The organism is Methanospirillum stamsii, from assembly GCF_003173335.1.
Classification (GTDB): Archaea; Halobacteriota; Methanomicrobia; order Methanomicrobiales; family Methanospirillaceae; genus Methanospirillum; species Methanospirillum stamsii.
The window spans coordinates 112642-139351 of record NZ_QGMZ01000008.1; the positions used below are offsets into that span (position 1 = coordinate 112642).

Sequence of the window (26710 nt, forward strand, 5' to 3'; positions counted from 1 at the left end):
ATTTCACCGGTAGGGAATCGGGTCTTTGATCCCAATCTGCCTGAATGCCTCAAGTCTGAAGTGACATGAACCACAAACGCCGCAGGCCAAATCGTTTTCTGAATAACAAGACCAGGTATCCTCATATGGGACACCAAGATCCATTCCAATCTTCAGTATTTCCATTTTATTAAGTCTGACAAATGGTGTTTTCAGAGCTATGCCTGATCCCGGCCTGGTTCCAAGTGTTATCACCTGCTGGAAAGCCTCAATAAATTCCGGCCTGCAATCAGGATATCCAGAATAATCAGATGCCTGGACACCTATGTATATTGCATCGGCACCCCGCGCTTCAGCAAAACTTGTCGCTACTGATAGAAGGTTGGCATTTCTGAATGGAACATACGTTTGTGGGACTCCTTCACCTGCTTCGTTGTGGGATTTTACCGGGATTTTGGAGTCGGTCAGGCTTGATGCTCCGACCGCTTTCAGATATGCAAGGTCTACATCCAGAAATTCCAGGGCATTGAGGTGGTGTGCTATTTGGTGTGCACATTCACGCTCTTTTTGTTCTGTACGCTGCCCATACGTAAAGTGGAGGGCAAGGATATCATATCCGTCATGTTTTGCAAGGTATGCAAGGGTGGATGAGTCCATTCCACCTGACAGGAGACAAACTGCTTTCATTTCAGGGCATTCCTATAAATTTGTGTAACTGGAGTTGCAATCGTGCCGGGAGGTTTTGTTTGAGGATATATGCTGCGATATGCTGATAATCAGTTCCATAGACTGGAGAAATAAAGATCTCAGCATGTATTGAATAATTCTCTATTACAGATTGTGCATAGGTAAGATCTTCATCCGTCCCTACAACAAACTTCACTGAATCTTTTGGTTTTAGGGCTGAAAGAAGGGTTAAATTACTTTTTTCACCTGATGAGGGGCATTTTACATCCATACATATTGATACCTCCTCCGGCAGCATGTCAAAAGGAATAGTTCCATTTGTCTCGATGCTTACCTTTTTTCCTGCCAAAATTAATCTTTCCGCAAGGTTTGCCACCTCATCAGACTGGAGCAGGGGTTCACCTCCGGTTATACAGACATACAATGGTTTTTCATTCAGTACCTGATCGACAAGCTGATCAACATTGAACTCTTCTCCCCCGGTTCTGCTTGCAGGGGTGTCGCAATAAGTACATGCGAGGTTGCAGCCTGCGAGACGGATGAAGACCGTAGGGTAACCGGAAGTTAGACCTTCTCCCTGGAGTGAAGAGAATACTTCAGCTATCTTCATGCCTGAGTTCTGCACATCCGGTCGGGGATTCCCAGACCCGGATTGTATCTACGATGATGTTTCTTCCACAATTCTGATACCTTCGTTCTATCTCGTCCCTGATAAGAAGGGCCAGAAGTTCACTTGTTGGGTCACCTGGTGTCGTAATGACATCATGAAATTCCTGGATACGCGGGACCATGGGGTCAGATTCATTGAGGATTATCTCATGATCATAATAATCCACGACTTCACGAATTTCATTATAGTCAACCAGAATATTTGTCTCCTTATCAGTGCAACCTGAGAGCCACACTTCCACTCTCCACCTGTGGCCGTGTAGATTATGGCATTTGCCCTGGTAATGCAAAAGCCGGTGGCTGGCATCAAATGAGACCTCTTTGTACAGTCTGATCTGCATATGATCAGGTTGAACGTGGATACAACTATTATATTGCATAAGTGTCAACGTATACAGACAGGTTTCAAAGCCGACATATTATATCTGATTTGTCGCGCATTTGGATTCTTTTTCACCGGATTTAGGTGAATCTATCGAAGATTATCAGAGTGATGTAATGGGACAGGGTAAATTTGCAGCACGTAAGTTAAAGCGTGACTCATCGAGATTTCGCTGGAGCGACCCGCATTTCGCAAGAACTGCCGGTGGTCTGAAACTTAAGTCAGATCCTCTGGAGGGCGCGCCCCAGGGCAGAGGTATTGTTCTTGAGAAGATTGGAGTTGAAGCAAAACAGCCAAACTCAGCTATCCGGAAATGTGTCCGTGTTCAGCTTATCAAGAATGGTCGTCAGGTATCCGCATTTGCGGTTGGTGACGGAGCAATCAACTTCATTGATGAACACGATGAAGTAGAAATCGAAGGTATCGGCGGTCGTCTCGGTCGTTCAATGGGAGATATTCCCGGGGTCCGGTTCGTGGTGACAAAAGTGAATAATGTCTGTCTCCATGAATTGGTTATAGGCAGGAAGGAGAAGCCACGCAGGTGATCGTGATGAGTGAAGAAGTATCTGCCCCGGCACGGCTCCTTTTTAACCGCTGGGACACAAGTGAGGTCGCTATTCGCGACCCGGGTATCGCCAGGTACGTAAACCTGAACTCGATGATGGTTCCTCATTCCTGTGGAAGATTAACCCGCCAGGAATTCCATAAGGCAAATATGCTCATCGTCGAGCGGCTGATTAACCAGCTGATGCGTACTGAAGTAAACACTGGAAAGAAGCAGCTTGCAATCCGCATCGTCAAGGACGCATTTGACATAGTCCACCAGAAGACCAAGAAGAATCCAATAGAAGTCCTCTGTGATGCTGTTGCAAATACCGGTCCGCGTGAAGAGACTGTTCGTCTCAAATATGGTGGTATCAATGTGCCAAAGTCCGTTGACACTGCTCCGATGCGAAGAGTCAATACCGCAGTCGGATTAATTGCAGCAGGCGTGTATTCTGCTTCCCATAAAAAGAAGAAACCTGTCGCGAACGCCCTTGCTGAGGAACTCATTGCAGCCTCAAATGGGGATCCAAAGTGCTACTCTGTCGCAAAGCGTGAAGAACGGGAACGTGTTGCAAAGTCTGCACGGTAAAAAATATCCCATTTCTGTTTTTTTAAAAAATTTCAGGTGAAATATGAGCCGAGGGAAGAAAACGGTCGAGCGCGTCATGCAGCTCATGAACCAGCCGGAAAGTATCAGAAACATTGGTATTGTTGCCCATATCGATCATGGTAAGACGACCCTTTCTGACAACCTTCTGGCCGGTGCAGGTATTATCAGTGGAGATCTGGCGGGAAAAGCCTGCTGGATGGATTCTGACGAAGAAGAACAGGCCCGTGGTATCACCATTGATGCATCAAACGTTTCGATGGTTCACGAGTATGGGGGAAAAGAATACCTCATCAACATGATTGATACTCCCGGTCACGTTGATTTTGGTGGAGATGTTACCCGTGCCATGCGTGCTGTTGACGGAGCAGTCGTTCTTGTCGATGCAGTCGAAGGGACCATGCCTCAGACAGAAACTGTCCTTCGGCAGGCACTTAAAGAGCGTGTAAAACCTGTTTTATTCATCAACAAGGTTGACCGGCTTATCAATGAGCTGCAGGTCGATGAAATGGAGATGCAGATCCGGCTTGGTAAGGTCATTGACAAGGTAAACAAGCTGATCAAGGGTATGAACGAGGAAATGTACAACAATGGCTGGAAACTTGATGCTGCCGGTGGTACGGTTGCATTTGGTTCAGCGTTGTACAACTGGGCAATATCTGTTCCCTACATGAAAAAGTCCGGAATCTCCTTTAAAGAAGTGTATGAACACTGTAAAAAAGGAGAGATGAAGGAACTTGCAAAGAAGAGTCCCCTCTGTGAAGTCGTCCTTGATATGGTCGTATCCTTCCTTCCAAACCCAAAAATCGCTCAGCCACGCCGTGTTGGTGTTATCTGGCATGGTGATGTCAACACTCCTGAAGGCAAGGGTATGATGACCTGTGATCCAACTGCACCAAGCTGTATGATGGTCACCGATATCTCCTTTGATCCTCATGCTGGTGAAGTTGCCACCGGACGTCTCTTCTCCGGAAAATTAACCCGTGGCGATGAGATGTATATCATGGGAACTGCAAAAAAGGTAAACCGTCTTCAGCAGGTTGGTATCTTTATGGGTCCGACCAGAGTGGAGGTTCCGGAGCTTTATGCAGGAAACATCGCAGCAGTTACCGGTCTCAAAGATGCGGTCGTCGGTTCAACGGTTTCCAGCCTTATGGAAATGACTCCGTTCGAGTCACTTGAGCATTACTCTGAACCTGTCGTTACTGTTGCAGTTGAAGCAAAGAACATGAAGGATCTCCCAAAACTTGTCGAAGTTTTACGACAGGTGGCAAAGGAAGATCCAACACTTCGTGTCAATATTAATGAAGAGACAGGGGAGCACCTTATCTCTGGTATGGGGGAACTGCACCTTGAAATTATCACCGGACGTATCAAGCGTGATAAGGGTGTTGAGATCATCACTTCAGAACCAATTGTGGTGTACCGTGAGACCATCACCCAGGAACTCACTGATCCAGTAGAAGGGAAGTCTCCAAACCGCCATAACCGGTTCTATTTCACTCTTCATCCACTTCCTGAGCATGTTGTTGAAATGATCAAGAGTCATGAAATTTCCATGAATCAGGAATCACTTGAGCGTCGTGACGCGATGGTCAAGGCCGGATTTGAGAAGGATGAAGCAAAAAGTGTCAAGGACATCTATGCAACCAACATCCTCCTTGATATGACAAAAGGTATTCAGTACCTGAATGAAACAATGGAACTTATCATCGACGGTATCCACGAAGCCCTTGATGGCGGGCCGCTTGCAGATGAGCCTGTCCAGAATATGCTCATCAAACTTGTTGATGTCAAGCTTCACGAGGATGCTATTCACCGTGGTCCGGCACAGGTTATTCCGGCAGTGCGGAGTGCAATCAAGGGTGGTATGCTTCTTGCAGGGGATTCCCTTCTTGAACCACTGCAGAAACTGCACATCACCGTTCCGCAGGATAATATGGGAGGTGCTACCTCACAGATCCAGAGCCGCCGCGGTCAGGTCTTTGACATGGCAAGTGAAGGAGATACCATTACCGTAATCGGTAAGGCACCGGTTGCAGAACTCTTCGGGTTTGCCGGGGATGTCAGGTCAGCAACCGAGGGTCGTGCCATGTGGAACAGTGAATTCGCCGGATTTGAGATAGTTCCATCCGGTTCTGCGAAAGAAATTGTTCTGCAGATCCGTAAGCGCAAGGGGCTCAAGGAAGAGCTGCCTAAGCCCGCGGATTACCTTGCCTAAATCCGCTCCCTTTTTTCATCACTCGATTAAATTAAATTTTTTATATTTATTTTTCTTTATAATGCTTAAATTTCGAATATTTTTCCATTAAAATTTAACAAGGTATATATGGATCACCGACGAAATTTTCGTGACCAATTTGACTACGGATGTGGTCAGTAATTTGATGGGGTTGATCAATATGGAAGCCTGTAAATTAAGGCGGATAAGCTTAACGCTTATTATCGTTTTACTGATGATTACGGGGTGGGCATCTGCAATCCGTCCCACTTCAGCATTATATGATCAGACTGGGATTAGTACTACCATTGATGCTACATGTATCGGGACCTTTATCGTTGACCATGATATGGAATGGCACCAGTCGAGCAATGAGGGATCAAATCTGCTTGATCACAATCTGACAGATGGGGAGACCAGGGCAATTTTCACGTACACTGAAGATACCCTGGGAGCTGACGGGCAGACGTTATACACCAAAGATTACAGTATGGACGGTTCAAATGTATCCCAGGGCAGAGATAATTTGAATGTCAGGCATACGGTGAATTTTGAGACTGATAATAGTGGAAGTCTGATCTGGGATGAACAGGGTACTATTACTGTGGATGGGGCATCCTCTAACAGTACTGACGTTGGACGTTGTGTCTTTGCCGGTGGAACCAATGCCGGATCAGCAGCATTCTCCGGAACAGTGGATGCAGGAAGCAGAATGAATGTCCGGGAAGTTGCAGCAGTGACAGAACTGAGTGGCAGGGCAATTTCAGAGAGTTCAACAGTGCCGGTAAACCTCCGGTATGGGTTTGATGCTCAGGGCCTCGGTACTGATGCAAATAATACCCTGGCGGTAGGTTCAGCGGAAGTATTCATGAATACGAACTTTGTTACCGGTGATCCGGCTTCAACAGAGGACTGTTCAACTCCGACGAATGTTACAACGATGATTAAGGATCGTCAGAGAACAGTTGCAAGCGGATTGTTTGATCTCGCCCAGACACACGAATATACGTCGACTTACTAATCTCTTTTTTTCCTTTTTTTTATCATGGTATCAGATAATATCGGGATTTATTTGTCCGGACTTCGGAGTGCCGAGAAGGAAGTTCGTGCACTCAGCATGGAAAACCTTGTGAAAACCGGAACCTCTGCAGTTTCGGATCTACAAACGCTCCTTGAAGATGACAACTGGGTAATTCGGTATCGTGCCGCTGAAGCACTCGGGGGAATTGGTGATATTGGATCTATAGATCCCCTTATCCGGCTTACATCCGACCCAAAAGATCATGTGAGGTACATGGCAACAAAATCACTGGGCAGAATGCAGGATCCACGGGTTGTCCCTGTCCTTACCCGGATGCTCTCTGATGATCACTCATATACCCGGAGAATCGCGGCTGACGGGCTTTCTATGTCCGGTGATAATACTATTGTTGATTTATTACAGGAAGCAATGAAACATGAATCAGATCCGGATGTTCATGCATCCTTATCAGCAGCAATAAAAAAGTTGGAAAAATAGAGTTTATCGGATTTTTGTTCCTGGAGACACGGGACTTATTGGGGTCAGAAGTGATGCTTCATCTCCGGCAGCAAGGATCATTCCATTACTCTCTATTCCAAAGATTTTCGCTGGTTTTAAATTGGTACAAACTACGACGTCTTTTCCAACCAGATCTTCAGGTTTATGGAACTGGGCGATACCGCTGACAATCTGCCGTACTTCATCTCCAAGACTGACCTGCAGTTTCAGAAGTTTGGATGATTTGGGAACCGGTTCTGCAGAGAGAACTTTTCCGGTTTTCATCTCAACCTTTGCAAACTCGTCTATACTAATATGAGGGGTCTGTGGTTTTTTCTCTGCATCCAGTGCATCTACACGTTCCCTGAGTCTGCAATCAAAATCTGCTGTCATTTTATCATCAATTTTTGTAAATACAATGGATGGTGCGGGTAGTGACCCGGGTGTCAGGTTATTATTCAAATCTTCGAAGTTAGCATTTGAGATTTCTTCGCTTTGTCCAAGCTGACCCCATATGAGAGATGCCCGTTCCGGCATAACCGGTTCAATCATGAGCACTAATGCCTTTGCCAGGTGCAGACAGTTGCACATAACCTGAGCCATTGCGATTGGATCAGTCTTTGCAAGTTTCCAGGGTTCTTTACTCTGAATGTATGTGTTACCCCAGGCTGAAAGTAACAGGATACTATCTACGGCCCCTTTAAAATCAAAAGACTCAACAAGGGATGTTACCGTCTTAATGGTTTCATGTATCCTGGTTTTTATCTCTTCTTCAACAGTTCCTTCCGGAACTCCTCCGAACTGTTTGTGCGAGAGATGAAGAGAACGGTAAATAAAATTCCCTAAATTATTCACTACTTCATTATTGACCCGTTCCTGGAAGAGCTGCCAGGAGAAGTTCATCTCTTTGGTGTGGCTGGTATAGGTCAGCATATAATACCTGAGATAATCAGCCGGAAGTCCCTGATCCAGGTAGTCCTCATTTGTCCAGACCACATACCCACGTGATTTTGAGAACTTATGGTCGTCAATTTTAAGCATTCCTGAAGCAACCACTGCATGTGGAATGCCATATCCGGCACCCTGGAGCATGGCAGGCCAGAAGATACAGTGATGGTATGTGATGTCCTGCCCGATGAAATGGGTAACTCTCGTATTTTCCCCGCACCAGTAATCTTTCCAGTCTTTTCCTGCCTGTGCTGCCCATTCCTCGGTAAATGCAATATATCCAATGGGGGCGTCAACCCAGACATACACTACCAGATTGTCATGTCCGGGGAATTTTACTCCCCAGTCAAGGGTCCGGGTGATACACCAGTCATGCAGGTCTTCATTTACCCAGCCCATTGCATAATTGATGGCATTATCCGTTCCTTTCAACTCACCAAGGTAGTTTTTCAGCCAGTCATGGAATCCGGATAGTTTAAAGAAGAAGTGTTCCTGTTCCCGGTACTCAGCACGACTTCCACAAATTTTGCAGGTAGGCTCAAGAATTTCTCCTGGTTCGAGATGTTTTCCACATCCCTGGTCACATTCATCTCCCCGTGCCGGTTTCTTACAGTACGGACAGATGCCCTCAAGGTACCGGTCAGGAAGGAATTTCTGACATTTTGTACAATATGCCTGCTGGATTACTTTTGGATACACATATCCCCGATCTATTAATCTTCCAACCAGGTGCTTTGCACGAGCGTGAGTTGCCGGATCATCGGTCATCCCAAAATGATCAAACTTCACCTGCATTTTTTTGAAGGTCTCTGCAAAATGAGTATGATATCGTTCGGAGAGAAGTCTTGGGGTTATTCCTTCTTTTTCTGCACTTACGACAATGGGTGTCCCATGATTATCTGAGCCGCAGATAAAGACCACCTCTTCCCCGGAATGACGCATGAACCTGACATAAAAATCAGCAGGCACATAAGTCCGGAGATGGCCAAGATGACAGGGGCCGTTGGTATATGGAAGGCCACAAGTTACAAGAAGTGGGCGGCTATTCATTAAGGTACATTTTTGAAGATAATTCTATAAAATATACAGAGCATGAGTACCCCTGTTTTCCTTATTCCGTGACCGGCACGAGAATGAGGCTGGTCCTTGCGCAGGCTGGCACCATGAGGAGACCGGACACAAATGAGTAAAAAATATCCGTTAAAATCCATTTCACTCGGGTCAGAACCAGATATCCCGGTTATTTCTGACCTGAAAGATTTGATCTCCCGGCACCGGGGAATTGAGGCTGATCTGATTACTTTTCAGATGTATCGGTCTTATTCTGCTCAGAAAGATGCAAAAATTGATGAGATGGGGGTTGGTGGAAGATACCTCCGTCCCCGGATTGAAAAGGCACTCTCATGGGATGAAGAAATGGGCCCTTTGGTCGAATCGAATGAAATTGTCCGTGATTACTCCATGCTAACAAAACATGAAGTGAGTATCCGGTCAGTGCATGAAAGTCCATCAGTTCTTTCATCTTCTCCTGCTCCGGAAAATGAAGATGCATTTGCTGAAATATGTCATTCTTTCAATCATTTACTGAGAACACTTCGTGATAACAGGATAACCGGTCATGTCATTCACCTGACCTGCCCCCTCCCTCTTGAGATTGAACTTCTGGTAGGCCCGAAAAATGTGCTTTACATTCATGACCCAACATCCGATATGCTTGAAGAATTTTTAGAATATTCACGGGATCTTATCCTTCCGGCAGATAAAATTTCACTCATGGATGACCTTATTGATCAGTATCAAATCCGGACGATAACTCTTTGTAATGCATCAGAACGCGATATTTCGGGCATGATGCAGTATGTGGATTCTGACCATCTGAAGGTAGCAGGGTATTGTATCGGTTCGGAGGATGAATGCTGGAAAAAAATTAAGGGTTCTGCAGTTATTTCTCTATAGTGTCTGCATAACGTGCGATTTTTGTAAACCACCGGTTTCTTTTCAGGAGAAAAAGGAGTATTTTGTCTTTCAGGGTAAAGTTAAAAAACCCTCCCGCTGCATTGGGATGTCCGCCACCACCAAATTCCCTTGCTATTTTATGGCTGATTGGAGGGACAGATCGTATAGAGAATTTACCCGACTTCGATACCAGCACTTCGATATCTGATCCGAGTTCTTTCCGAAGGTATGCAGCGGTTTCACTAGGATATCCATACATCGGGGTTACTATGGTGCGGTATCTGGATCCCAGAATACTGGCCGCTTTTTTTGTCCGTTCCATGACCCGGTTCATCTCCCGCATGATATCTTCATATTCACTCCGGATAAGTTTGTCATCAAATACCCCGAGCATTAACATGTCTCTGACATGTTCCCTGTTTTTATGTCGCTGGAGAACTAAGCCAAGAACTCCTGATCTCGGATCCTGGTGTTTCCAGAGGTCATAATCACACACCACCAGGGCAATTTCCTGGGTGATGATATCATCGGGAGTCAGGTCACTTGCACATATGCCACAGGCACATCTCCCGGTATCGATATGTAAATGATCTACAATACTTTTCACCAGCCCGATCTCATCTTCATGCCATCGGTGATGATCACGCCATTCGATTCTCCATCCTTTCTGCCTGATTTTCCGGAGATGTGATTCAAGTCCCCGGCGGTATGAAAGGTCACTGATGGAGAGGGTATCTCCGTTTCCTGCAATCTGGGTGAATAACTCCAGGTATATGGGGAATTTACCTACCGAACTGAATATGGTGTGGACTCCTTCATTCCTGTACCTGATACGGTGAACTGCATCTGCGCCGACTGCATCAAAATCATTGTGAGTAAGATGAACTACTTTTGCTGTCCGGAGGGCGATATCTGCAGTAATTTTAGCGATATCCGGTTGTGCACTCCGTTTCCTGAAAAACATCGGGATAATGTCGGTCTTCAGATGCCTTAATGGACGTGGTGTAGATGCATTGTCCGGTCATGCAAGAGGTGGTTGATCTCAACATCAAAAGGAAAGTATTAATTATGCATGAATTCAATCTGTATAGTCGCGCCTCAGTAGCTCAGACTGGGAGAGCGCCAGACTGAAGATCTGGTTGTCCCCGGTTCAAATCCGGGCTGGGGCATAGTTTTTGTAAAACACTTCGTGTTTTACTCATTTTTTAACCACTCTATAAGATTGATTATATTATATTTCTTATCGTTCCAGCCCTGGATTATGAAATCCAAAGTACGACTTCATAACCGAAATTCGATGTATTGAAAAACCCTGTTCTATATTATCGATGTCGTGGGTGTTACCGAAGAATGGATCGATGGGAATGGTCATGTTTTTTCAGATGAGCCGGTAAGGTGGCTGGAGATGATCCGGGACCATATGGGAACTTCGCTCAGCATTGAGATGGATGACCTGGATAATCAGCCATTTTCTGACCGGGGGGAGAGTAAAAGCGATACAACTCTTTCGGGCACAGTTACAACCGGTCATACAAGAGTTATCAGAGGTATTGGCCGGATAATCTTCAGGTATCCTTTTGAGAACAGAAAAACAATGAGTAAATACAGCACGGAGGAGATCAGTGACAGATTATGAGGAGATTGGAGACCGGTGGATTAAGCAGGCAGTCCATGATCTCCAGATTGCTGAAAAGAACCTTTCAATAGCAGGATTTGATTCGGCAGCGTTCTACTCTCATCAGTCTGTAGAAAAACTGCTCAAAGGGCTGATCTCGGTATCCGGTCGTTCCATCCCAAGAACCCATGATCTTGAACGACTTGGGGTTCTTCTCGAGTGTCCGGATGAGATCTTACCTGATCTTATCGACCTGATGGGTGATTACCAGACATCACGATATCCTGATATGAGCGAGGTGATCCCCTGTGAATACTATACCGAGGCTATTGCAAGGGACCGGATCAGGAAGGCACAGAAGATATTTGCTGTGCTGTTATATCCTGATGGGAGTAATCCATGATTGATCCGGTTATTGATCTGTTTAGATCAGAGATACTTCCGAGACTTATTGAACTCTTTCAGCCTGAAGATGTAATCCTGTTTGGTTCACGGGTACAGGGAACAGCCCATGATGAATCAGATCTTGATGTGATAGTGGTATCAGAGTCTTTCAAAGATGTTCCCCAGCATGAGCGGTTTCCCCTGGTCAGAAAAAGAATCAGAACAGGATATTCAATAGATTATCTCTGTTATACACCAGAAGAGTTTGAGCGTATGAAGACCAGATCAAGCGTTCTGGAGAGTGCATTAACTGGACCTCATCAGGCAGTACTTGGGACCGGGTAATGAAATTATTATATTGATGAATTTTATTTCATCCTCTAGATTTTATAAAATGATGATTATGTCGATATATATACTGATTGACCTCCTGTGAAAGGGATTTTCTGTGTTAATTCAAGGTGAACTGGGGAACCTGTTTCACCGGTGAGGGAGAACAGAATACAGTTTACCGACTGCCGAAAGCCTATTCCTGGGATCCCAGTATGTATGACTTCTGGATATCAGACCGGTGGATGGCTGGCCCGACAAGAAACCGTGTATCGTCTGCGGGACAAAGCCCACCCATTACTTGGAACGAACGAAGGGAAAGACCCAACCGGGAACACTTCGCAAGGCCTGTTACCATCGGAGTTGACGATGAAGTCCAGCCAGCTTTGCACCATTCCCGGCTGGAGAGATGGACCGGTGCTTAACCAGTGGTGATTTCTGTGATGGTGATGCGATCGCCTGGCAGGATTCCCTGTGATCACACTTCGGGACGGGTGAGACCTGTTATTCCCAGCTCTGCGAGTCAGAGGTGAGAACGTGATGACTCGTCTGGTCTGCGTGCGATATTCCCGGGTGCGAAGACGGGTATTTAGGGGATCTGCATGAGTACTTTCAGGTATCTCAAGTGAGAAGGAGAGATTATCAGGAGTTTTATTATTCAGGAGTTTGCAGGTGGCGATTTTTATACGACTGGTAATACACCCGGCAATAGCTTCGTTGATAGACTCCAGAGCTTCTTCGAGGGTATCCCCTTCTGAAAGACAGCCTGGAAGTTCAGGACATTCCATGATGAAATGCCCTTCTTCATCTTTTTCACAGAGGATGGTTAATTTCATGGTAGTCAGGAAGATGCTAAAATTCTTTATATTATCTTATTTTCAGAGCAATAAACATCTTCCCTGAAAATATGGGATTCAATTTCAATTTGAAGTAAATAACAGACAATCATAGGAAAGTATCGCTACGTAATATCACAGGAAGGGTATCGGATATCTCCGGATCTATCCGTTGGAAGAGACTTGTACAGTGACGTGTTGCGGGTTGGCTGGTCCGGAGTGAATACCAGGTCTTCGGCATAGGAAGCTCACGGGCATATTATCACCGGACCCGGATCCTACAGAGGAGGAGAGAAAAAAATTTCTAGGTTTATACAGACCTGAAAGTGTAATGGCCTGACCTGGAAGGGTTCTTCCCCTCCGGAGGTTTGCGGTTGTTCGCGAGCATTTGTCCCGTTCGCTGGAGAAAGTGGGCCGGTTCCGGATGGAAGGAGAGATGATTGTGATATACCTGGACGGGATCGGATCGTTTCAGGTTGGGAAATCCCAGGTGATCTCGTTTCTTCTCCGGTTAGGAGAAGAGGTGATCCGGGACCGGGATGGGGGAGCAGTCGGGATGATGAGTCTGTCCGGGAGTGGGAGAGGAGTGAAGATGATGATTAAAGAGAGGTTGTATGTTGCTCCGGTCCGGAGGGTGAAACGGGTACTTGAAGGGAAGGAGAAGAAGGGGGCGGTGTTTGGGGTGAAATAATTTTATTTTCGCATAACTTTTTGAAACACAAACATTGGGTCATCACTTTTGGGACCATCTACTCTGATGATCTGAAAACCACATTTGTTTACATAAAAGTACACATTTCTCATCAAATCGGGTGGTGTGAATGTTGTCCATGTCTTTGTTTGTGGATATCTATTCTCTATTTCCAGCCATGCTCTATAGCCGATACCTCTATCAAGACAATTTGAGTCGACAAATAAAAGGCTTAAAATGTTGTTATTATCATCATTAATTGTCAGTACAGCCCCTCCCACCATCGTCTCGTCTTGATAAAATACTAATGGAGTGTCTTCTGTTTTTTCGAGTATGCCATCTATTGAAGGGAGGTCTTCGGGGTTATGATTAGCTCCAAATTTATCCGGTAAATCATCCATAGAAGCAGCAAAAGATTTCTCCATCATTTTTTTCGCTTCATCGAAATTACTCGGATTCATTGGCGATATTGTTATGTTCTGCAAAATTGATCCAATATTTGTATAATCCTAAGAAATAAGGGATTTCTGGTCTTTATTTAATAAATGGGTCTTTGTCATTTCCGGTGGAATAAGCTGATATCAATGGGCCCTGCATGGGGTGAATCGATAATATAATAATTCATGGCTGTCAGGGAAGTTTGGTTAATCCTGTTGGCCTGAATCTACTTCCCAAAAGAGGAAGGGGTATAGAATTATTGGAATCAAACCCGGGATTTCTTATCAACCAAGCTATAAAATACTCATCGTACTCTCTTTGAATCTGGTCATGGATGATGGATTAGAATATTAAACGGGAAATCCTGTATGGGTGGTTAGGGAATTCTATAGCGTTGAAATGACACTAATTATTAATATTGTCGCGTTTATCGCTCCATTCCCTTATCCATCTCCTCTTCTCCCTCCGTTTCAGATCCCGGTTCAACCATTTACATGCTCCCGCCAATTTCTATTCAGCCGTGAGAGATCACGGCAGGGGATTCGAACATGGCAGACGTACTTTCAACATCTGTTCTGATGACCGGGCGGTCCTTTCCCGGGATATCCGGTTCACCAGATCGGCTCTTTCCACCATCCGGGTGAACAGTTCGGGAGTGATCGGGTATGATGAGTTGCCGGGAACTACCGGACACCGGATGTCACCTCATTCCTTTATGGGAACAATTCACTCCACACTCCACACTTCCCGATCTCAGTACCCAACAATCAGAAACGTTTCAAAAGGTATTGTCTGACAAATTTTTCAAACAAAAAAAATCAGTAATGTCATCTTCATTGAATATAAGTTAACTTTTCAGAATTTTGTTTTTCCATCCTCTTTCAGTAAAGATTTATCTGAATATTTTTGTAAAAATCTCCAATTATACCTCCCGAACTAAATCGCCAAAGCTATGAAGAAGAGATGATCTTTCGCTAATAATTGTCAGCAGATGAAAATTTAGGTTATTTCATCGAAATTAGAGAGATGTAGCGTATTTGAAGCCAATTTGGCGATAGCATTCCACATCCGCCCGATAAATGCTTCAAAACGAAACCAATCACTAATTATTACAATTGGCCCTCTTTGTTTCCTTCGAAAATTCTCATGTAGAATAACAACCCAGATATTTTTAAGCAGAAACGATACGATAGTAAAAAAATACCTAATAACCGGATCTCGCGTAGAGGTCCTTGGTCGAACGATATTTCTCATTCGATAAGATGATTCTATCGCAAATCGAGTTCTGTATTCGGATTTAATTTTTAATAAACTCCATTCAAGACCAAAATATACAAACCCTCGATTTTTTTCTTCTATTGTGCCGTCCTTTGTGATTTTGCGATATAAATATCGTATTATTTTGATTGTTTGTGGTTTTTTACTATCCTCATATATTGTATACTCGAATTGTCGAAGTTCATTTTGATTCAATAATTCTTTTAATTTCTTACCGTATACTTTTACAGGCATAATATGGGGAATTCCTTCGCTTTGGAGATAATGAAATATCTCGGCTGAATAAAACCCTCGATCCAACAAAAGAACACGAATGTGGTATCCTTCTTCTCTAATAATCTCAATAAACCGTTTTATGCTAGAACACTTGCTTTGACTTTTCCGAACAGGAAAAACAGCCAATGTTACTCTTCGATTTCGTATGGTCACATACAAGGAAATATATGAATAAAAATGGTTCGTGGATTTTTTCTGTTTCCCACCTACAATAAAATCTTCATTTTCTGGTACTTTTTTTCCATAATAAGGATCATTTACTTCATCTATTGCGAATGTGTAGTACTTTCCTTTATCGAGAAATTGATGTGCAAATTCCTGAAATAATTTCGAGTTATTTTCCTCTAATTCCACATATTCTAACGAATTAGTGCATGCGTGATAGGTCGTACATGAGGGGAATTTCAGATCAGGTACCCTGCATATTGAAGTCGGAGAATTTCGATTCAAAGCCATTCCAACAGTAGTGGTTATGATATCCTCAGAAGTAAACGTACCACAGGGCATAATGGTAATATGAGTATTAATTGCTCGTACTGCCCTAACCACTGTAATCTTTTCTTTTCCTTTGAAAGGAGAATTATTTGACTTTTTTTGAAATTTAGAGCCCATATCTGCCGGCGGCAGATTTTTAAAAGTATATATACTTTCTTATGAGCAGTTAACCATATTTATAAAAACGAAAAATTTGACCATTACTATGGGTTAAAGTCAACAATATCTATCCGAATTAAAAAAAACCAGAATTTATTAAAAAAAATTCAAAATCCAATTAACAAAAAATTAGAACGGAGAGTTATGGTTGTTGGGTACTGGATCTCAACCGGAAAAGCATCCATCAGAAACAATGAGCAGGGAAAGAAAAAGATGCTAACATACGAGACCGGAAGGGAACCGGATAGGATTATTCCTCCCTTACATGAGGAGAGGGTTCGATCCTGCACCGGGTCAGGACCAAGATCAGATCCTCCTCCTGAATTCGGAATTCTCCCTAAGTCCGGTACGCTATTAGTTCACCGGTCCTGATCATCTACCGGATTATCTTCGGAGAGAAAGAAAGAACCTCGACTACTGTTTTCGTCGTCATAAATTTCATACCGGTACCCCCTTTGGAAGATCCGAATCCACGAGTTTAACATACTCCCATCAAGTTCCGCATCGATCCGGAAATCGTTCACCTGTTGGATGATCTCCTGGAGATTACCGGATGCTAATAATCGCGAATCTGACTGTAAACCGTTGAAAATACTCTCATCCTGTCTTTTACCTCCGGAGTTTTTTGGGCCCCACAAACTAAACAAAACGATAAATGCTTAGGATTTTTCTTTTAAACACATTTTTCTTATACTACTAAAACATACTAATTTGATTAAAATTAGTATAACGATATTACGAAGAGATTGAATACTAAAATATACTAATATGGTTAAAATTAGTATAACTAATATTATTCAGTAATTATTTAAACCATGAAATCATTACCGTTAAAACCTCCTGATATCTCTGATTTGTCATTTATTAACCAAATCCTTCTTCGATACTTTGAGGATTCTGATTTTAAAAAGACCGTTGATGCGTTTAATGACCGGTACCTCTACTGGGATGAACTGACTTACCGGATACAGGATGAAGAGGAGAGGTTGGAAACCTGGACTGCAATGAAGGTGTTTCGATCCCAAAAGATGGAGAAAATTTCGTATCCTCTTTTAAAAATGGAGTACTCACCAATTCCGACAATACAAAAAAGTCTTCATCTTTTTGATCGGTACCTCTCCGGAACAATCCAGATACAAAACAGATCTCTTCAGCTAGACAAACGATACATCGTTTCATCCCTGATTGAAGAAGCAATAGCATCAAGTATTCTTGAGGGGGCGGTTACTACCCGGAAAAAAGCCAGGATTATGATCGAGCAGAAGAGAAAACCAAGGAGCCATGGAGAGCAGATGGTCCTCAATAATTACAATACCCTGCAGATGATCACCAGGAAGAAAGAGGACCGATTAACTCCGGATCTACTTCTGGAAATTCAACGGATGGTAACAAAAGATACGATTGATCCTGAAGATGTTGGTCATTTCCGGAATAGTAATGATGTGAGGGTGATGGATGTGGTCAATAATGTGGTATATCACATCCCCCCGGATTGGCAGGAGATTTCACGGTTACTCGAGCAGTTATGTGAATTTGCTAACCAGGATGATGAAGAAAAGTTCATTCATCCTATTATCAAAGGGATAATAATTCATTTTCTGGTCGGTTACATTCATCCGTTTAATGATGGGAATGGCCGGACCGCAAGAAGTCTGTTCTACTGGTATACGCTTTCCCGGGGATACTGGTTAATGGAATATCTTTCAATCTCACGGAGTATCCTTAAGACCAAAGGAAAATATTCCCTTGCATATCTCCATACCGAATTTGATCAGTTAGATCTGACGTATTTTATCCGGTATCATATCGATTGTATGAATAAGGCACTTGATGAAATGATTACATTTATTGAAGAAAAGCAGGATCAGCAACGAAAATCACAGGAAATTGTCCGGTTGGATAATAACATTACCCCCCGGCAGGGGGAGATTTTTACCGAGATGATGGAGGCTCCGGGGCAACTGTTCACTATTTATCAGATAGCAGAGCGGTTTAATGTGGTTTACCAGACTGCCCGGACAGATCTTATGCATCTGGAGGATTTAGGGTACGTCGTGAAGGAAAAGAGGGGAAAGGGGCTTTATTTCATTTATAAAGGGAAGTAAGAATCCTGAATTAACCTATGAGCGTTCTTAATTCGCTTAACAAAGGAAAAAATTACTACCAACATATCATTACAGGAAAAATTTTTCCGTCCCGAAATAAAGACCGTTTTTTTAAAAATTAAGAAATAATACGAATTACTGGAATTCATCCATTCTTTTAGATATTTGAATCCTTTCCTTGGCATTATTCAGATATGATAAGCACACGGAAAAGGCAAATTCATTCATCGCTGATCCAGAACAAGGAGGTAGTAATATTCATGATGTGGGTTATGTGAAAAGTGTATAAACGATGGCCCTTGCCCGTTTGTGTTCTTTCTGCAGGATAATTGCGGTAGATATACACCAACCCTATCTATAAGTAGTGGACGAAATTTTTTTCTGAAGATTCTTCTGGGAGAACAAAAACGGTCTGTACATTGATGATCTCCCCTTTGGGGAGGAATATTTCTATATTATATAGGCTGAAGGATGCGGGAAAAAAGATTTATATATTGTCCTTCGTTCCATTTAATGAAAAATCAGCACAATGGGTTTTTTAAAAGATGAAAGTGAAAATGAAAATATCTGGTTGGTTTTAAAGTCATGGTACAACATCAGACATAGCCAGGATTAGACGTTTTTTCGCTGTAATTTGAAAAATAAAATCAATGTTATTGAAGGAATGATATCTATACTTTAATTTTTTCTGATATACTAAAAAGTACCTGGAATTTTAATAAAAGATTGACTTTTCTCAAAAAACAGAATAATTACTGAAAAAAATCGTCGAAATAATTCTTTCTCGCCGTAATTGATACTACAGTGGTATATTTCGATTCGATAAGGTTATAAATTTTGACATGTAAAAAAAATATTTATCCTGATTTCTTTATGGTTTGGGATATTAACTGAACACGGATGGATATCCTGAATGGAGTTTACATGCACAATAAAGCGTATTGGATGGTAGTTTGCTTATTAATGCTGGTATTGATATCTGTATCATTTCCTGCAACTGCGGTTATTAATAAAATCTCACCCGGAAATGAGGTATTTATCGGTGAAAGTGGTCTGGATCTCACCGGATACATCAATAAACCTGTAATGATTGGGTGGTATGATGATCCCTGTGGGCTCTCTAAAACCAAGGAGGAGGATGTTACTGATCCGGTATATAGCCTTTCTGAAGATGGAAAGACGGTTATATATGGAGGAACAATCGGGGAGCGTAGTTACGGTTGTATTCCTCCTGAAGATGCATCTCCTTCAGATATTCAAAAAATTGAAGACCCGGCAGATTTCTTTGTGGATCCTGATCTATTTTTCGCAAAAGATGGAGAATGGTACCTCTGGGATGGAAAAAATCACGGTGATCTCGTGTTCACTCTCGTTGAACCATCTATAAGCATGAAGATCCTTGACGGCTCCTCCGGAGAAGACATTTCAGGAAAAAAAACTTCCAAAGGAAATTATGTAAATTTCCTCATAGAGACAAACATGGGAAGTGCTACCGGAAGAACTGGATACACCCCAGATGATGCACCCTTTACGATATCGCTAAAACAAGGAGAGAATGGAGAAATTATCACTGAAGTCCCGGGAAAGAATAACCAGATGATTTCTCTTGAAAATCTCCCGATTGATTCTAAAGAGTGGTACTGGGTAGGAACCGATGAGGGCCACACCAAAGTTGGATCAGATGATGGATGGAATACAGGAGATGAGGCGTATGCTCCAGGAAAGTACTTGGTATGGGTCAGTTCAAACCTGAATGACTTGTATGATAATTTTCGTGCTCCTGATGGTTCTCCTTATACTGGAAGGTCAGTAAGCCCTGCGAAAATTGTTGAGATAATTGCAAATGATAGAAGTACAAATGGAGTGGTTCAGGATACCACACCAGTTCAAACTATTGTACCAGGAAAGGAGCAAAAAGTTCTTGGAGTGCCAGATGATCTTGAACCGATTGAGGACACAAAGGTAGTAGCCCAAAAAATTGAGGTTACAGAAAGGAGTAATTTACCTGTAACTGCGAATTTTTTAGGATATCTTGACCTTATTACATCAGATGAATTTAATAAAAAATCTCCATCTTCAGGTTCTCACGATCTGCAATGGGATAAAAAAGCCGATAATGCTGCAATGATAGAATCTGACTCGGAATTTTTCCAGGAAGAAGGACGTACCCCTCCGGTTAGTTATTACATCGATATGGGTAATTATCTCATCGGTATGGAGCGGTATAAAGATGCAGAAGATGCCTTTGAAACCGCATTAAGTAAAGATGATCGGAATATCGATGTAATCATCGGTCTTGGCATGGTGAAATTCTATCTTGGTTCATATCCCTTCGCGGTCAGTACATTTGATGATGCTATAAAACTGGATGCACGAAATGTCCTGGCTTTAACATACAAGGCAGTATCTCAGGCTAATGCAGATAATCTGGACGGGGCATTAGTAAGTATTGAAAAGGCTACCACTTATGGCCCTTCAGATGCTCTTGCCTGGTATTATGCTGCAGTAATCTATGCACAAGCAGGGGATATGGAAAAGGCAGGATCAGCGATACAAAAAGCATCTGCATTAAAACCGGACAATACCTATATTCAGGTCCTCTATGATGAGATCGCTCCATCTGATATATCTCCCTCAAACCAGGAATCCCAGAAAAAAGGTCTCTCACATGTAACTTCAGGTTCTGGTTCAACCATTACTGATCTTACGAGTGATATGCAGTCTTTTAAAGGTATTTCCGGATTTGGTGCTATATTCGATGCAGAAAAAGAGCAAATAGGTACTAAAACCATCATCCGGTATTCAGAACGGGATAATATCGACTCCGGAGTTCCGGTGGAATATCATGTGGAAATAATTGCTGATCCTACAGAAGGACCAGCACCATTAAATGTTCATTTTTCTGATGAATCTTCTGCTACTGGGGGAATTACTCCTATTCAATGGACCTGGAAGAGTAATCAGAAAAAGTATTCCGGGCGTGATTATACCCATACATTCTACCTGCCTGGAACATATCAGGTAGACTGGGAAATCCGGTGGTCTGATGGTAAGGTTTCTTCTTCCACGGCTTATACTAGATTATCGATCAGTGTTCAGGATACCTTGTCTGATGATTCTGAAGATTTTACTCAGGGCACAAATTAATCATTCGGAAGATATAATCAAAACAAATATCCTTATTATGGTCATTTTTTGATGATTAAACTCAGAATCTCGATTTATCAAGGGGTCGCCAAGCATACATATATATGTGCGATACCATTGCATGCCCCCTATTTAGATCCCCCTTTTTAAGTGTATCAGTGAAAACCAATACTCTCTTTATATCTTGGGCTCTTCAGTTCGGGAAAAATCGCCGATTTATATAGAACCCGGATGGAAGCCCTCTCCATTCTCTTCTGGTTGAAAATTTCCCTATCAGTGAGACTTAAAACCAACCGGATTTCTCTTAATTGTGATAATGGTATAATGCCCTTTAATTGGTGTAAATCTGATATATCCGGACTTTAGGTGAGTATTTTATCATCTCCTGGTTAGTATCATGTCTGCGATTGAGATAATAGGATGAAGGGGAATTTTCAAACTATCTTGTATTATTCTAAAAAAATATCATTATTCCCAGGTTTTTTACCAAATGGGGCGCTATTATATGATATGACACAAAACCCCTGTGTCCATCATGAAGACAATGTTGGAGAACATACCTGCCGTTTATGTGGAAAAAACCATTGTATTGAATGTATTCATCTTGGAAGCCGGATATGCTACTCCTGTATCTATAAAGGAATCATTATTATCATGGTCATTATGGTAATCTTTTCATACGTAGCCTGGTACGGTCTTTTATAAACGATGAGAGGCGAATCCCGAAATCAGATATCGGAATTATGGTTTTATAAAAAAGGTTTATCGCTGATTACATGAACATTATCTCATCATGAAAAATATCTCTTTTCTCTCTCTTTTATTTATTGTCTCTCTCGTTTGCATTGCGGGAAATGCCATATGTGGGGTTTTTGGTGATGACAATGATAAACCGGTTGATACACTATTAAAAAAAGATCCCCAAAATGCAACAATGCTGGTAACTCTCGGGATTGACCTTTCAAATTCCGGTAGATACAACGAATCCGTCGATGCATATAATCAGGCACTGATACTCGAACCTGGGAATTCATCACTCTGGAATCTTAAAGGATCAGTTCTGCAAAAACTTGAAAAATATGAGGAAGCTATCAGGGCTTATAACCAGGCACTCTCAATCGACCATGAGAATATTGATGCCTGGAATAACAAGGGCTCTGTCCTTGTTGAGATTGATAAGTTGGAAGATGCATCCAAGGCATTTAATCAGGCACTCCTGATTGATCCGGAAAATGTCTTTGCAAAGGAAAATCTGGAACAGGTTTTAGACAAAATCAATGAATTAACATTTTTAAAGTCTGTTGAAATCCTGAAAACAAAAATGGAAATCCGGGATTCATAATGAATCCGGAATAGATCTTTCCATATGACAGGTTAAACTGAAGAGTTGGAGGTCCATTTTTAATGGTTTCCTAATCTGTCCTGTCTTTTGGCTCATATATGCTCAGGGAAATTTGTTTTAACCTTAATCTTTGGTATTTTTGAAGATATTACTGCATGAAATGAAACCCTCTCTTTCATGATTTTTTCATTGGATAAAAAATCGTTTCGCTCATCTTTTTTTTCAGTAATGCAAAATATATGGAATGTATCGATACTATCATCCGGAACGAGTGGTGGATTCATGAATGGAGGATACAAAGTGAAAATAGTCTATATTAGTGCAGGAACCGGAGAAAATCCCTGGCTTTATGAAGCAGCAGAATCATGTAGTGAAGTTAGCCCGGTTACGATTCTTCAGGCAACTTCAGAAGAACTGGATTCTGAAGAGAAGAGGTTTATTAAAATCCTGGAGGAAGTAAAAAGCTGTGATCTGCTCCTTGTGAGCAATCACGGAAGTGCCACCTATTTCAAGAAATACGATCGCCTTATTGCTCTGGTCAGGGAGCAAAAGGTTGGAACCTTTATCGGAAGCTCAATCCCGGAAGAGATGAAGGAATACCGGGATATCTTCCCGTTCTCTGACGACGACTATGACTTTGTTCATGCATGTATAGAACTTGGCGGAAAGGAGAACACAAGAAGTCTCATTCTCTGGGCCTGTAAAACCATTGCCAGAATAGAGGTTTCTGTTCCTCCCTTGCAATATCCACCGACTGAAGGATTCTATCACCCGACATTACCGGAAGTCTATGATTACGCTGCCCATATAAAACGACTGGATCCTGATAAACCAACAGCCGGAATTCTCCTTCACCAGTTCTTTTTTGTCAGGAAGAACATCCTTCCGATTGATACCCTGATATCTGCTCTTGAATCCAGGGGGATGAATGTTCTCCCTTTCTTCCTCGTAACAAGCCCGAATGAGGTCACCGGGGCAATAGGGATTCGGAAATTCATCGAACAGTACCTGATCCATGGTAATAAGCCGCTGGTTGATGTTCTCATCATCAACATGTCATTCTCCCAGATTAGTCTCTCTGATCCTAATGACGGGATGAAGAAAGAGCCGATATACAACTTCTTTGATGATCTGAACGTCCCCCTCCTTCAGACTATCACGATGTACCGGTCATATGAGACTTGGAAGGAAGATGATCTTGGCCTTTCTGCGATGGAGATCTCATCCGGAGTTATCTGGCCTGAATATGACGGACAGGTAATCACCATACCCCTTGCCACCACGGATGAATATGAGGGGAAAAAGAACGTTGCAGTGCCAATCCCAGGAAGGCCTGAGCGTATTGCAGAGATGGCGCTCCGGTGGGCAGAATTGAAACGGACGCCGGTACAGAATAGAAAGATAGCGATATTCCTATACCAGTATACCGGGGATATGGATGCTCTTGGAGATGCCGGAGGTCTTGATACCCCGAGGAGTATCATCGAGATACTAAAGCGTCTCAAAAATGAGGGATACAAGGTGGATTATATCCCAAAAACCGGGAACGAACTGATTAACTGGATGATTGCCGGTCTTACCAACGATATCAGGTACATCACCCATGACCAGATGCGGGAGAGATCTGGAGGTTTTGTGAACGCTGAACAGTATCGGGATTGGTTTTCCAAAATCCCCGAGAAGAATCAGGCCAAAATATCTGCCGACTGGGGTGATGCACCGGGTGAATTGTTCCTTCATGGTGGGGAACTCTGTATTCCCGGCCGGATGAACGGAAACATCTTCCTTGGAATACAACCGCCAAGGGGATTATTTGAGCAGGTCGAGTCTCTTATTCACTCAAATGACCTCGTGATGCCACACCATTACGTCGCTTATTACCGGTGGATAAAGCACGTATTCGGAGCCCATGCGGTGGTCCACGTAGGAACCCACGGAACCCTTGAGTGGCTCCCCGGCAAGGGGAATGCAATGTCTGAAGAATGCTATCCAGACCTGGTTTTTGAAGATATGCCGCATATCTATCCGTATATCATCAATGATCCTGGTGAAGCAGTGGAGGCAAAAAGGAGGACCTGGGCAGTCCTCCTTGACTATCTCATATCTGCCATGATGCGGGCAGAAGGGTACGGGGATCTTTCGGAACTTGATACGATTCTGCAGGAGTACCTGAGAGCGAAAAGCGGAAAAGAAGAACAAAAATCTGCAGAACTCATCGAAGAGATACACCGGATTGTCCTGGCCCAGAATCTCACACATGACTTAGGTCTCAACCAGGATGCTCAGCCCGATGAAGTTGCAGTAAATGCAGAGCGGCTCTATGATTACATCTGTGAGGTCAGGGATACTATAATCAAAGACGGCCTTCATATCTTCGGTCTTCCTCCGGCAGATGTTCGTTTCAGGGAGATGATCTATGCCCTGACCAGGCTTGAAAACGGGAATGTTCCATCTCTTCGTGAGAGTATCGCAGCATCGTTATCCCTCTCTTTGAGATCCCTCCTTGATGATCCTTCGGGATTCAATGAGAAGCACGATCAGATGAACGGAGCTCTCATCGATATGATCGACTGTAAGAGCCGGAACCTGATTGACCGGATGGCAGAATGCGATTTCAGCCTGGAGGAGTCACTCTCCTTGATTCGGGATGAATATGGAGAAGATAATTCTGGCCTTGAAACATGTGTCCGGTTTATCTGTGAGACCATCGTTGATACCCTATATAAGACAACGGATGAAGTGACAAACCTGGTCAGGGCTCTTGATGCAGGATATGTACCCCCGGGACCAAGCGGGGATCCTACAAGGGGCAATGTTCATCTCCTCCCTACGGGGAAGAATTGTTACTCGATTGATCCTGCAACCATCCCGACCCAGGCTGCCTGGAAGACAGGCAAAGCTATGGCAGACCTGATGGTTGAGCGGTATATCCAGGAAAAGGGTGAATATCCCGAAAGAGTAGGGATTGTCGTCTGGGCGACTGACACGATGAGGACCGGAGGAGATGATATCGCTTACATCTTCTGGCTGATGGGGCTGAGGCCGATCTGGTCTGACCGGGGCGGTGCGGTGACCGGGCTAGAGGTCATTCCGGCAAAGGAACTTGGAAGGCCACGAATCGATGTAACCCTCCGGATAAGCGGAATGTTTCGGGATACCTTCCCCATGTTGGTCAATATGATCGATGAAGGTGTTGAGATCATTGCCTCACTGGATGAATCAGATGATGTCAACTTCCTCTCTGCCCACTTAAAACAGGATATGGTGGAGAAGTTAAAGGAAGGTTTCTCCGAGCAGGAAGCCAGAGATATGGCTCTTATCCGGATATTTGGAGACCCTCCCGGAAACCACGGATGTGCGATTGGTGAGGTTGTTCATGCTTCTGCCTGGAACGACCGAAGCGATCTTGCAGAGGTGTATACGACCTGGGGTGCTCATGCCTATGGCCGGAAATACCGTGGAGAGAAATTCCCTGAACTCTTCAGGGAGCAGATGGGGCACCTTGATGTTACGGTGAAAAATCGTGTCTCCCGTGAATTTGATATTCTGGATGTTGATGACGATTATATCTTCCTTGGCGGGATGAATGCCTGTGTCAAAACCTACGGTGACAAAGATCCGGTATCGGTGATCGGTGAAGCATCAGATCCGAAGAACGTGAAGACACGCCTCCTTGACGAGGAGATCAGGTTTATTTTCCGGAGCCGTGTGCTCAACCCCAGGTGGCTTGAAGGGCTGAAGCCCCATGGATTCAGGGGAGTCCAGGAGGTCATGAACACCATCGAGTACACCTTCGGGTGGGATGTGACCTCTGATGCGGTTGATGACTGGGAGTACCAGGCAGCGACAGAGCATTTCCTCTTTAATGAGGAGAATAGGAAATGGATTGAAGAGAACAATCCGTATGCCCTTCACAGCATAGCCGGAAGGCTGCTGGAAGCAAACCAGAGAGGTTTCTGGGATACTGATGACGAGACGATCCGCAGATTGCAGGAGATATATCTTGAGTCAGAGAACTTCTTTGAACAGATGGGGGAAGAGAATCCATGAGACTGAAGAGCATCTCTCTCCGGAAAAGAGTGGGATGCCTGGATGGCATC

27 protein-coding genes and 1 tRNA gene are annotated in these 26710 nt (G+C 43.4%); 18 read left to right on the forward strand and 10 right to left on the reverse strand.

Annotated features, from left to right (window positions below):
• Positions 1-3 precede the first annotated feature (3 nt).
• The 3 genes from queC to DLD82_RS03660 are packed head-to-tail and all read right to left on the reverse strand — an operon-like array spanning position 4 to position 1715.
• Positions 4-666, reverse strand: coding sequence for a 7-cyano-7-deazaguanine synthase QueC (gene queC, locus DLD82_RS03650; protein WP_109939752.1), 663 nt, complete (start codon positions 664-666; stop codon positions 4-6).
• Position 667: 1 nt separating this feature from the next.
• Entirely contained in the window at positions 668-1276 is a 609-nt protein-coding gene (locus DLD82_RS03655) for a 7-carboxy-7-deazaguanine synthase QueE (protein WP_109939753.1), read from the reverse strand.
• On the reverse strand, positions 1263-1715 hold the full coding sequence (locus tag DLD82_RS03660; RefSeq protein ID WP_342764528.1) for a 6-carboxytetrahydropterin synthase: 453 nt from the start codon (positions 1713-1715) through the stop codon (positions 1263-1265). The genes DLD82_RS03655 and DLD82_RS03660 overlap by 14 nt, the downstream gene beginning before the upstream one ends.
• 118 nt (positions 1716-1833) lie before the next feature.
• On the opposite strand from DLD82_RS03660, the gene DLD82_RS03665 reads away from it, so the two are divergent.
• The 5 genes from DLD82_RS03665 (at position 1834) to DLD82_RS03685 (ending at position 6610) form a co-directional block, all read left to right on the forward strand.
• Positions 1834-2262, forward strand: coding sequence for a 30S ribosomal protein S12 (locus tag DLD82_RS03665; protein WP_109939828.1), 429 nt, complete (start codon positions 1834-1836; stop codon positions 2260-2262).
• Positions 2263-2267: 5 nt separating this feature from the next.
• A complete protein-coding gene (locus tag DLD82_RS03670; protein ID WP_109939755.1) occupies positions 2268-2852 on the forward strand; it encodes a 30S ribosomal protein S7 in 585 nt (194 codons plus the stop codon).
• A 43-nt stretch (positions 2853-2895) separates the two neighbouring features.
• A complete protein-coding gene (locus DLD82_RS03675) occupies positions 2896-5091 on the forward strand; it encodes an elongation factor EF-2 (RefSeq protein WP_109939756.1) in 2196 nt (731 codons plus the stop codon).
• A gap of 235 nt (positions 5092-5326) precedes the next feature.
• The gene (locus DLD82_RS03680; protein WP_109939757.1) at positions 5327-6112 is read left to right on the forward strand and encodes a hypothetical protein; all 786 of its coding nucleotides are present in this window, start codon (positions 5327-5329) and stop codon (positions 6110-6112) included.
• A gap of 24 nt (positions 6113-6136) precedes the next feature.
• On the forward strand, positions 6137-6610 hold the full coding sequence (locus tag DLD82_RS03685) for a HEAT repeat domain-containing protein (RefSeq protein WP_109939758.1): 474 nt from the start codon (positions 6137-6139) through the stop codon (positions 6608-6610).
• 3 nt (positions 6611-6613) lie between these two features.
• On the opposite strand, the gene metG is transcribed toward DLD82_RS03685, so the two are convergent.
• Positions 6614-8608 (reverse strand): methionine--tRNA ligase, encoded by a 1995-nt coding sequence (gene metG / locus DLD82_RS03690; RefSeq protein WP_109939759.1) that lies wholly within the window; start codon positions 8606-8608, stop codon positions 6614-6616.
• A 132-nt stretch (positions 8609-8740) separates the two neighbouring features.
• On the opposite strand from metG, the gene DLD82_RS03695 reads away from it, so the two are divergent.
• Complete coding sequence (locus tag DLD82_RS03695; protein ID WP_109939760.1) at positions 8741-9514, forward strand: hypothetical protein; 774 nt, start codon at positions 8741-8743, stop codon at positions 9512-9514.
• On the opposite strand, the gene DLD82_RS03700 is transcribed toward DLD82_RS03695, so the two are convergent.
• Positions 9501-10478: a DHH family phosphoesterase gene (locus tag DLD82_RS03700; protein ID WP_109939761.1), complete on the reverse strand. Its 978-nt coding sequence runs from the start codon at positions 10476-10478 to the stop codon at positions 9501-9503. The genes DLD82_RS03695 and DLD82_RS03700 overlap by 14 nt on opposite strands.
• Positions 10479-10609: 131 nt before the next feature.
• Between DLD82_RS03700 and DLD82_RS03705 the strand changes: the two genes are divergently transcribed.
• From DLD82_RS03705 to DLD82_RS03720, 4 genes are all read left to right on the forward strand, one after another.
• A tRNA-Phe gene (locus tag DLD82_RS03705) sits at positions 10610-10683 on the forward strand.
• Positions 10684-10847: 164 nt separating this feature from the next.
• Positions 10848-11150, forward strand: a complete 303-nt coding sequence (locus DLD82_RS03710; protein WP_181391231.1) for a type I restriction-modification enzyme R subunit C-terminal domain-containing protein — start codon at positions 10848-10850, stop codon at positions 11148-11150.
• Complete coding sequence (locus DLD82_RS03715) at positions 11137-11532, forward strand: HEPN domain-containing protein (RefSeq protein WP_109939763.1); 396 nt, start codon at positions 11137-11139, stop codon at positions 11530-11532. The genes DLD82_RS03710 and DLD82_RS03715 overlap by 14 nt, the downstream gene beginning before the upstream one ends.
• The gene (locus tag DLD82_RS03720; RefSeq protein ID WP_109939764.1) at positions 11529-11858 is read left to right on the forward strand and encodes a nucleotidyltransferase domain-containing protein; all 330 of its coding nucleotides are present in this window, start codon (positions 11529-11531) and stop codon (positions 11856-11858) included. The genes DLD82_RS03715 and DLD82_RS03720 overlap by 4 nt, the downstream gene beginning before the upstream one ends.
• Before the next feature lie 218 nt (positions 11859-12076).
• Here DLD82_RS03720 and DLD82_RS19130 read toward each other — a convergent pair whose 3' ends face one another.
• Positions 12077-12679, reverse strand: a complete 603-nt coding sequence (locus tag DLD82_RS19130) for a type II toxin-antitoxin system HicB family antitoxin (RefSeq protein ID WP_245920355.1) — start codon at positions 12677-12679, stop codon at positions 12077-12079.
• A gap of 409 nt (positions 12680-13088) precedes the next feature.
• Here DLD82_RS19130 and DLD82_RS03730 point away from each other — a divergent pair, with 409 nt between their 5' ends.
• Positions 13089-13370: a hypothetical protein gene (locus tag DLD82_RS03730; protein WP_146199681.1), complete on the forward strand. Its 282-nt coding sequence runs from the start codon at positions 13089-13091 to the stop codon at positions 13368-13370.
• A gap of 2 nt (positions 13371-13372) precedes the next feature.
• On the opposite strand, the gene DLD82_RS03735 is transcribed toward DLD82_RS03730, so the two are convergent.
• Positions 13373-13831 (reverse strand): GNAT family N-acetyltransferase, encoded by a 459-nt coding sequence (locus tag DLD82_RS03735; RefSeq protein WP_109939766.1) that lies wholly within the window; start codon positions 13829-13831, stop codon positions 13373-13375.
• 497 nt (positions 13832-14328) lie between these two features.
• Here DLD82_RS03735 and DLD82_RS03740 point away from each other — a divergent pair, with 497 nt between their 5' ends.
• Entirely contained in the window at positions 14329-14604 is a 276-nt protein-coding gene (locus tag DLD82_RS03740; protein WP_109939767.1) for a hypothetical protein, read from the forward strand.
• 203 nt (positions 14605-14807) lie between these two features.
• Here the strand turns inward: DLD82_RS03740 and DLD82_RS03745 are convergent, their stop codons facing one another.
• A complete protein-coding gene (locus DLD82_RS03745) occupies positions 14808-15974 on the reverse strand; it encodes a transposase (RefSeq protein WP_109939768.1) in 1167 nt (388 codons plus the stop codon).
• 186 nt (positions 15975-16160) lie between these two features.
• Here DLD82_RS03745 and DLD82_RS03750 point away from each other — a divergent pair, with 186 nt between their 5' ends.
• Positions 16161-16388 (forward strand): hypothetical protein, encoded by a 228-nt coding sequence (locus tag DLD82_RS03750; protein WP_109939769.1) that lies wholly within the window; start codon positions 16161-16163, stop codon positions 16386-16388.
• Here DLD82_RS03750 and DLD82_RS18435 read toward each other — a convergent pair.
• Complete coding sequence (locus DLD82_RS18435; RefSeq protein ID WP_181391232.1) at positions 16376-16540, reverse strand: hypothetical protein; 165 nt, start codon at positions 16538-16540, stop codon at positions 16376-16378. The genes DLD82_RS03750 and DLD82_RS18435 overlap by 13 nt on opposite strands.
• Positions 16541-16831: 291 nt before the next feature.
• Between DLD82_RS18435 and DLD82_RS03760 the strand changes: the two genes are divergently transcribed.
• From DLD82_RS03760 to DLD82_RS03775, 4 genes are all read left to right on the forward strand, one after another.
• Positions 16832-18121, forward strand: coding sequence for a Fic family protein (locus tag DLD82_RS03760; RefSeq protein WP_109939771.1), 1290 nt, complete (start codon positions 16832-16834; stop codon positions 18119-18121).
• Between the two features lie 924 nt (positions 18122-19045).
• Positions 19046-21268 carry a DUF3821 domain-containing protein gene (locus DLD82_RS03765; protein ID WP_181391233.1) on the forward strand — a complete coding sequence of 741 codons (2223 nt, stop codon included), beginning with the start codon at positions 19046-19048 and terminating at the stop codon, positions 21266-21268.
• Between the two features lie 510 nt (positions 21269-21778).
• Positions 21779-21973: a hypothetical protein gene (locus DLD82_RS03770; protein ID WP_109939773.1), complete on the forward strand. Its 195-nt coding sequence runs from the start codon at positions 21779-21781 to the stop codon at positions 21971-21973.
• 88 nt (positions 21974-22061) lie between these two features.
• The gene (locus DLD82_RS03775; protein ID WP_109939774.1) at positions 22062-22610 is read left to right on the forward strand and encodes a tetratricopeptide repeat protein; all 549 of its coding nucleotides are present in this window, start codon (positions 22062-22064) and stop codon (positions 22608-22610) included.
• 92 nt (positions 22611-22702) lie between these two features.
• Here the strand turns inward: DLD82_RS03775 and DLD82_RS03780 are convergent, their stop codons facing one another.
• A complete protein-coding gene (locus DLD82_RS03780; protein WP_109939775.1) occupies positions 22703-22894 on the reverse strand; it encodes a hypothetical protein in 192 nt (63 codons plus the stop codon).
• Between DLD82_RS03780 and cobN the strand changes: the two genes are divergently transcribed.
• A complete protein-coding gene (gene cobN, locus DLD82_RS03785; RefSeq protein WP_109939776.1) occupies positions 22893-26660 on the forward strand; it encodes a cobaltochelatase subunit CobN in 3768 nt (1255 codons plus the stop codon). The genes DLD82_RS03780 and cobN overlap by 2 nt on opposite strands.
• Positions 26661-26710: the final 50 nt, after the last annotated feature.

Excerpts from the sequence above, each read along its gene's own strand:
- queC (WP_109939752.1), bottom strand. The coding sequence starts at position 666 with ATGAAAGCAGTTTGTCTCCTGTCAGGTGGAATGGACTCATCCACCCTT.
- DLD82_RS03655 (WP_109939753.1), bottom strand. The coding sequence starts at position 1,276 with ATGAAGATAGCTGAAGTATTCTCTTCACTCCAGGGAGAAGGTCTAACT.
- DLD82_RS03660 (WP_342764528.1), bottom strand. The coding sequence starts at position 1,715 with ATGCAATATAATAGTTGTATCCACGTTCAACCTGATCATATGCAGATC.
- DLD82_RS03665 (WP_109939828.1), top strand. The coding sequence starts at position 1,834 with ATGGGACAGGGTAAATTTGCAGCACGTAAGTTAAAGCGTGACTCATCG.
- DLD82_RS03670 (WP_109939755.1), top strand. The coding sequence starts at position 2,268 with ATGAGTGAAGAAGTATCTGCCCCGGCACGGCTCCTTTTTAACCGCTGG.
- DLD82_RS03675 (WP_109939756.1), top strand. The coding sequence starts at position 2,896 with ATGAGCCGAGGGAAGAAAACGGTCGAGCGCGTCATGCAGCTCATGAAC.
- DLD82_RS03680 (WP_109939757.1), top strand. The coding sequence starts at position 5,327 with ATGATTACGGGGTGGGCATCTGCAATCCGTCCCACTTCAGCATTATAT.
- DLD82_RS03685 (WP_109939758.1), top strand. The coding sequence starts at position 6,137 with ATGGTATCAGATAATATCGGGATTTATTTGTCCGGACTTCGGAGTGCC.
- metG (WP_109939759.1), bottom strand. The coding sequence starts at position 8,608 with ATGAATAGCCGCCCACTTCTTGTAACTTGTGGCCTTCCATATACCAAC.
- DLD82_RS03695 (WP_109939760.1), top strand. The coding sequence starts at position 8,741 with ATGAGTAAAAAATATCCGTTAAAATCCATTTCACTCGGGTCAGAACCA.
- DLD82_RS03700 (WP_109939761.1), bottom strand. The coding sequence starts at position 10,478 with ATGTTTTTCAGGAAACGGAGTGCACAACCGGATATCGCTAAAATTACT.
- DLD82_RS03720 (WP_109939764.1), top strand. The coding sequence starts at position 11,529 with ATGATTGATCCGGTTATTGATCTGTTTAGATCAGAGATACTTCCGAGA.
- DLD82_RS19130 (WP_245920355.1), bottom strand. The coding sequence starts at position 12,679 with ATGAAATTAACCATCCTCTGTGAAAAAGATGAAGAAGGGCATTTCATC.
- DLD82_RS03735 (WP_109939766.1), bottom strand. The coding sequence starts at position 13,831 with ATGAATCCGAGTAATTTCGATGAAGCGAAAAAAATGATGGAGAAATCT.
- DLD82_RS03745 (WP_109939768.1), bottom strand. The coding sequence starts at position 15,974 with ATGGGCTCTAAATTTCAAAAAAAGTCAAATAATTCTCCTTTCAAAGGA.
- DLD82_RS03750 (WP_109939769.1), top strand. The coding sequence starts at position 16,161 with ATGGTTGTTGGGTACTGGATCTCAACCGGAAAAGCATCCATCAGAAAC.
- DLD82_RS03760 (WP_109939771.1), top strand. The coding sequence starts at position 16,832 with ATGAAATCATTACCGTTAAAACCTCCTGATATCTCTGATTTGTCATTT.
- DLD82_RS03765 (WP_181391233.1), top strand. The coding sequence starts at position 19,046 with ATGCACAATAAAGCGTATTGGATGGTAGTTTGCTTATTAATGCTGGTA.
- DLD82_RS03770 (WP_109939773.1), top strand. The coding sequence starts at position 21,779 with ATGACACAAAACCCCTGTGTCCATCATGAAGACAATGTTGGAGAACAT.
- DLD82_RS03775 (WP_109939774.1), top strand. The coding sequence starts at position 22,062 with ATGAAAAATATCTCTTTTCTCTCTCTTTTATTTATTGTCTCTCTCGTT.
- cobN (WP_109939776.1), top strand. The coding sequence starts at position 22,893 with ATGAATGGAGGATACAAAGTGAAAATAGTCTATATTAGTGCAGGAACC.
- DLD82_RS03780 (WP_109939775.1), bottom strand. The coding sequence starts at position 22,894 with ATGAATCCACCACTCGTTCCGGATGATAGTATCGATACATTCCATATA.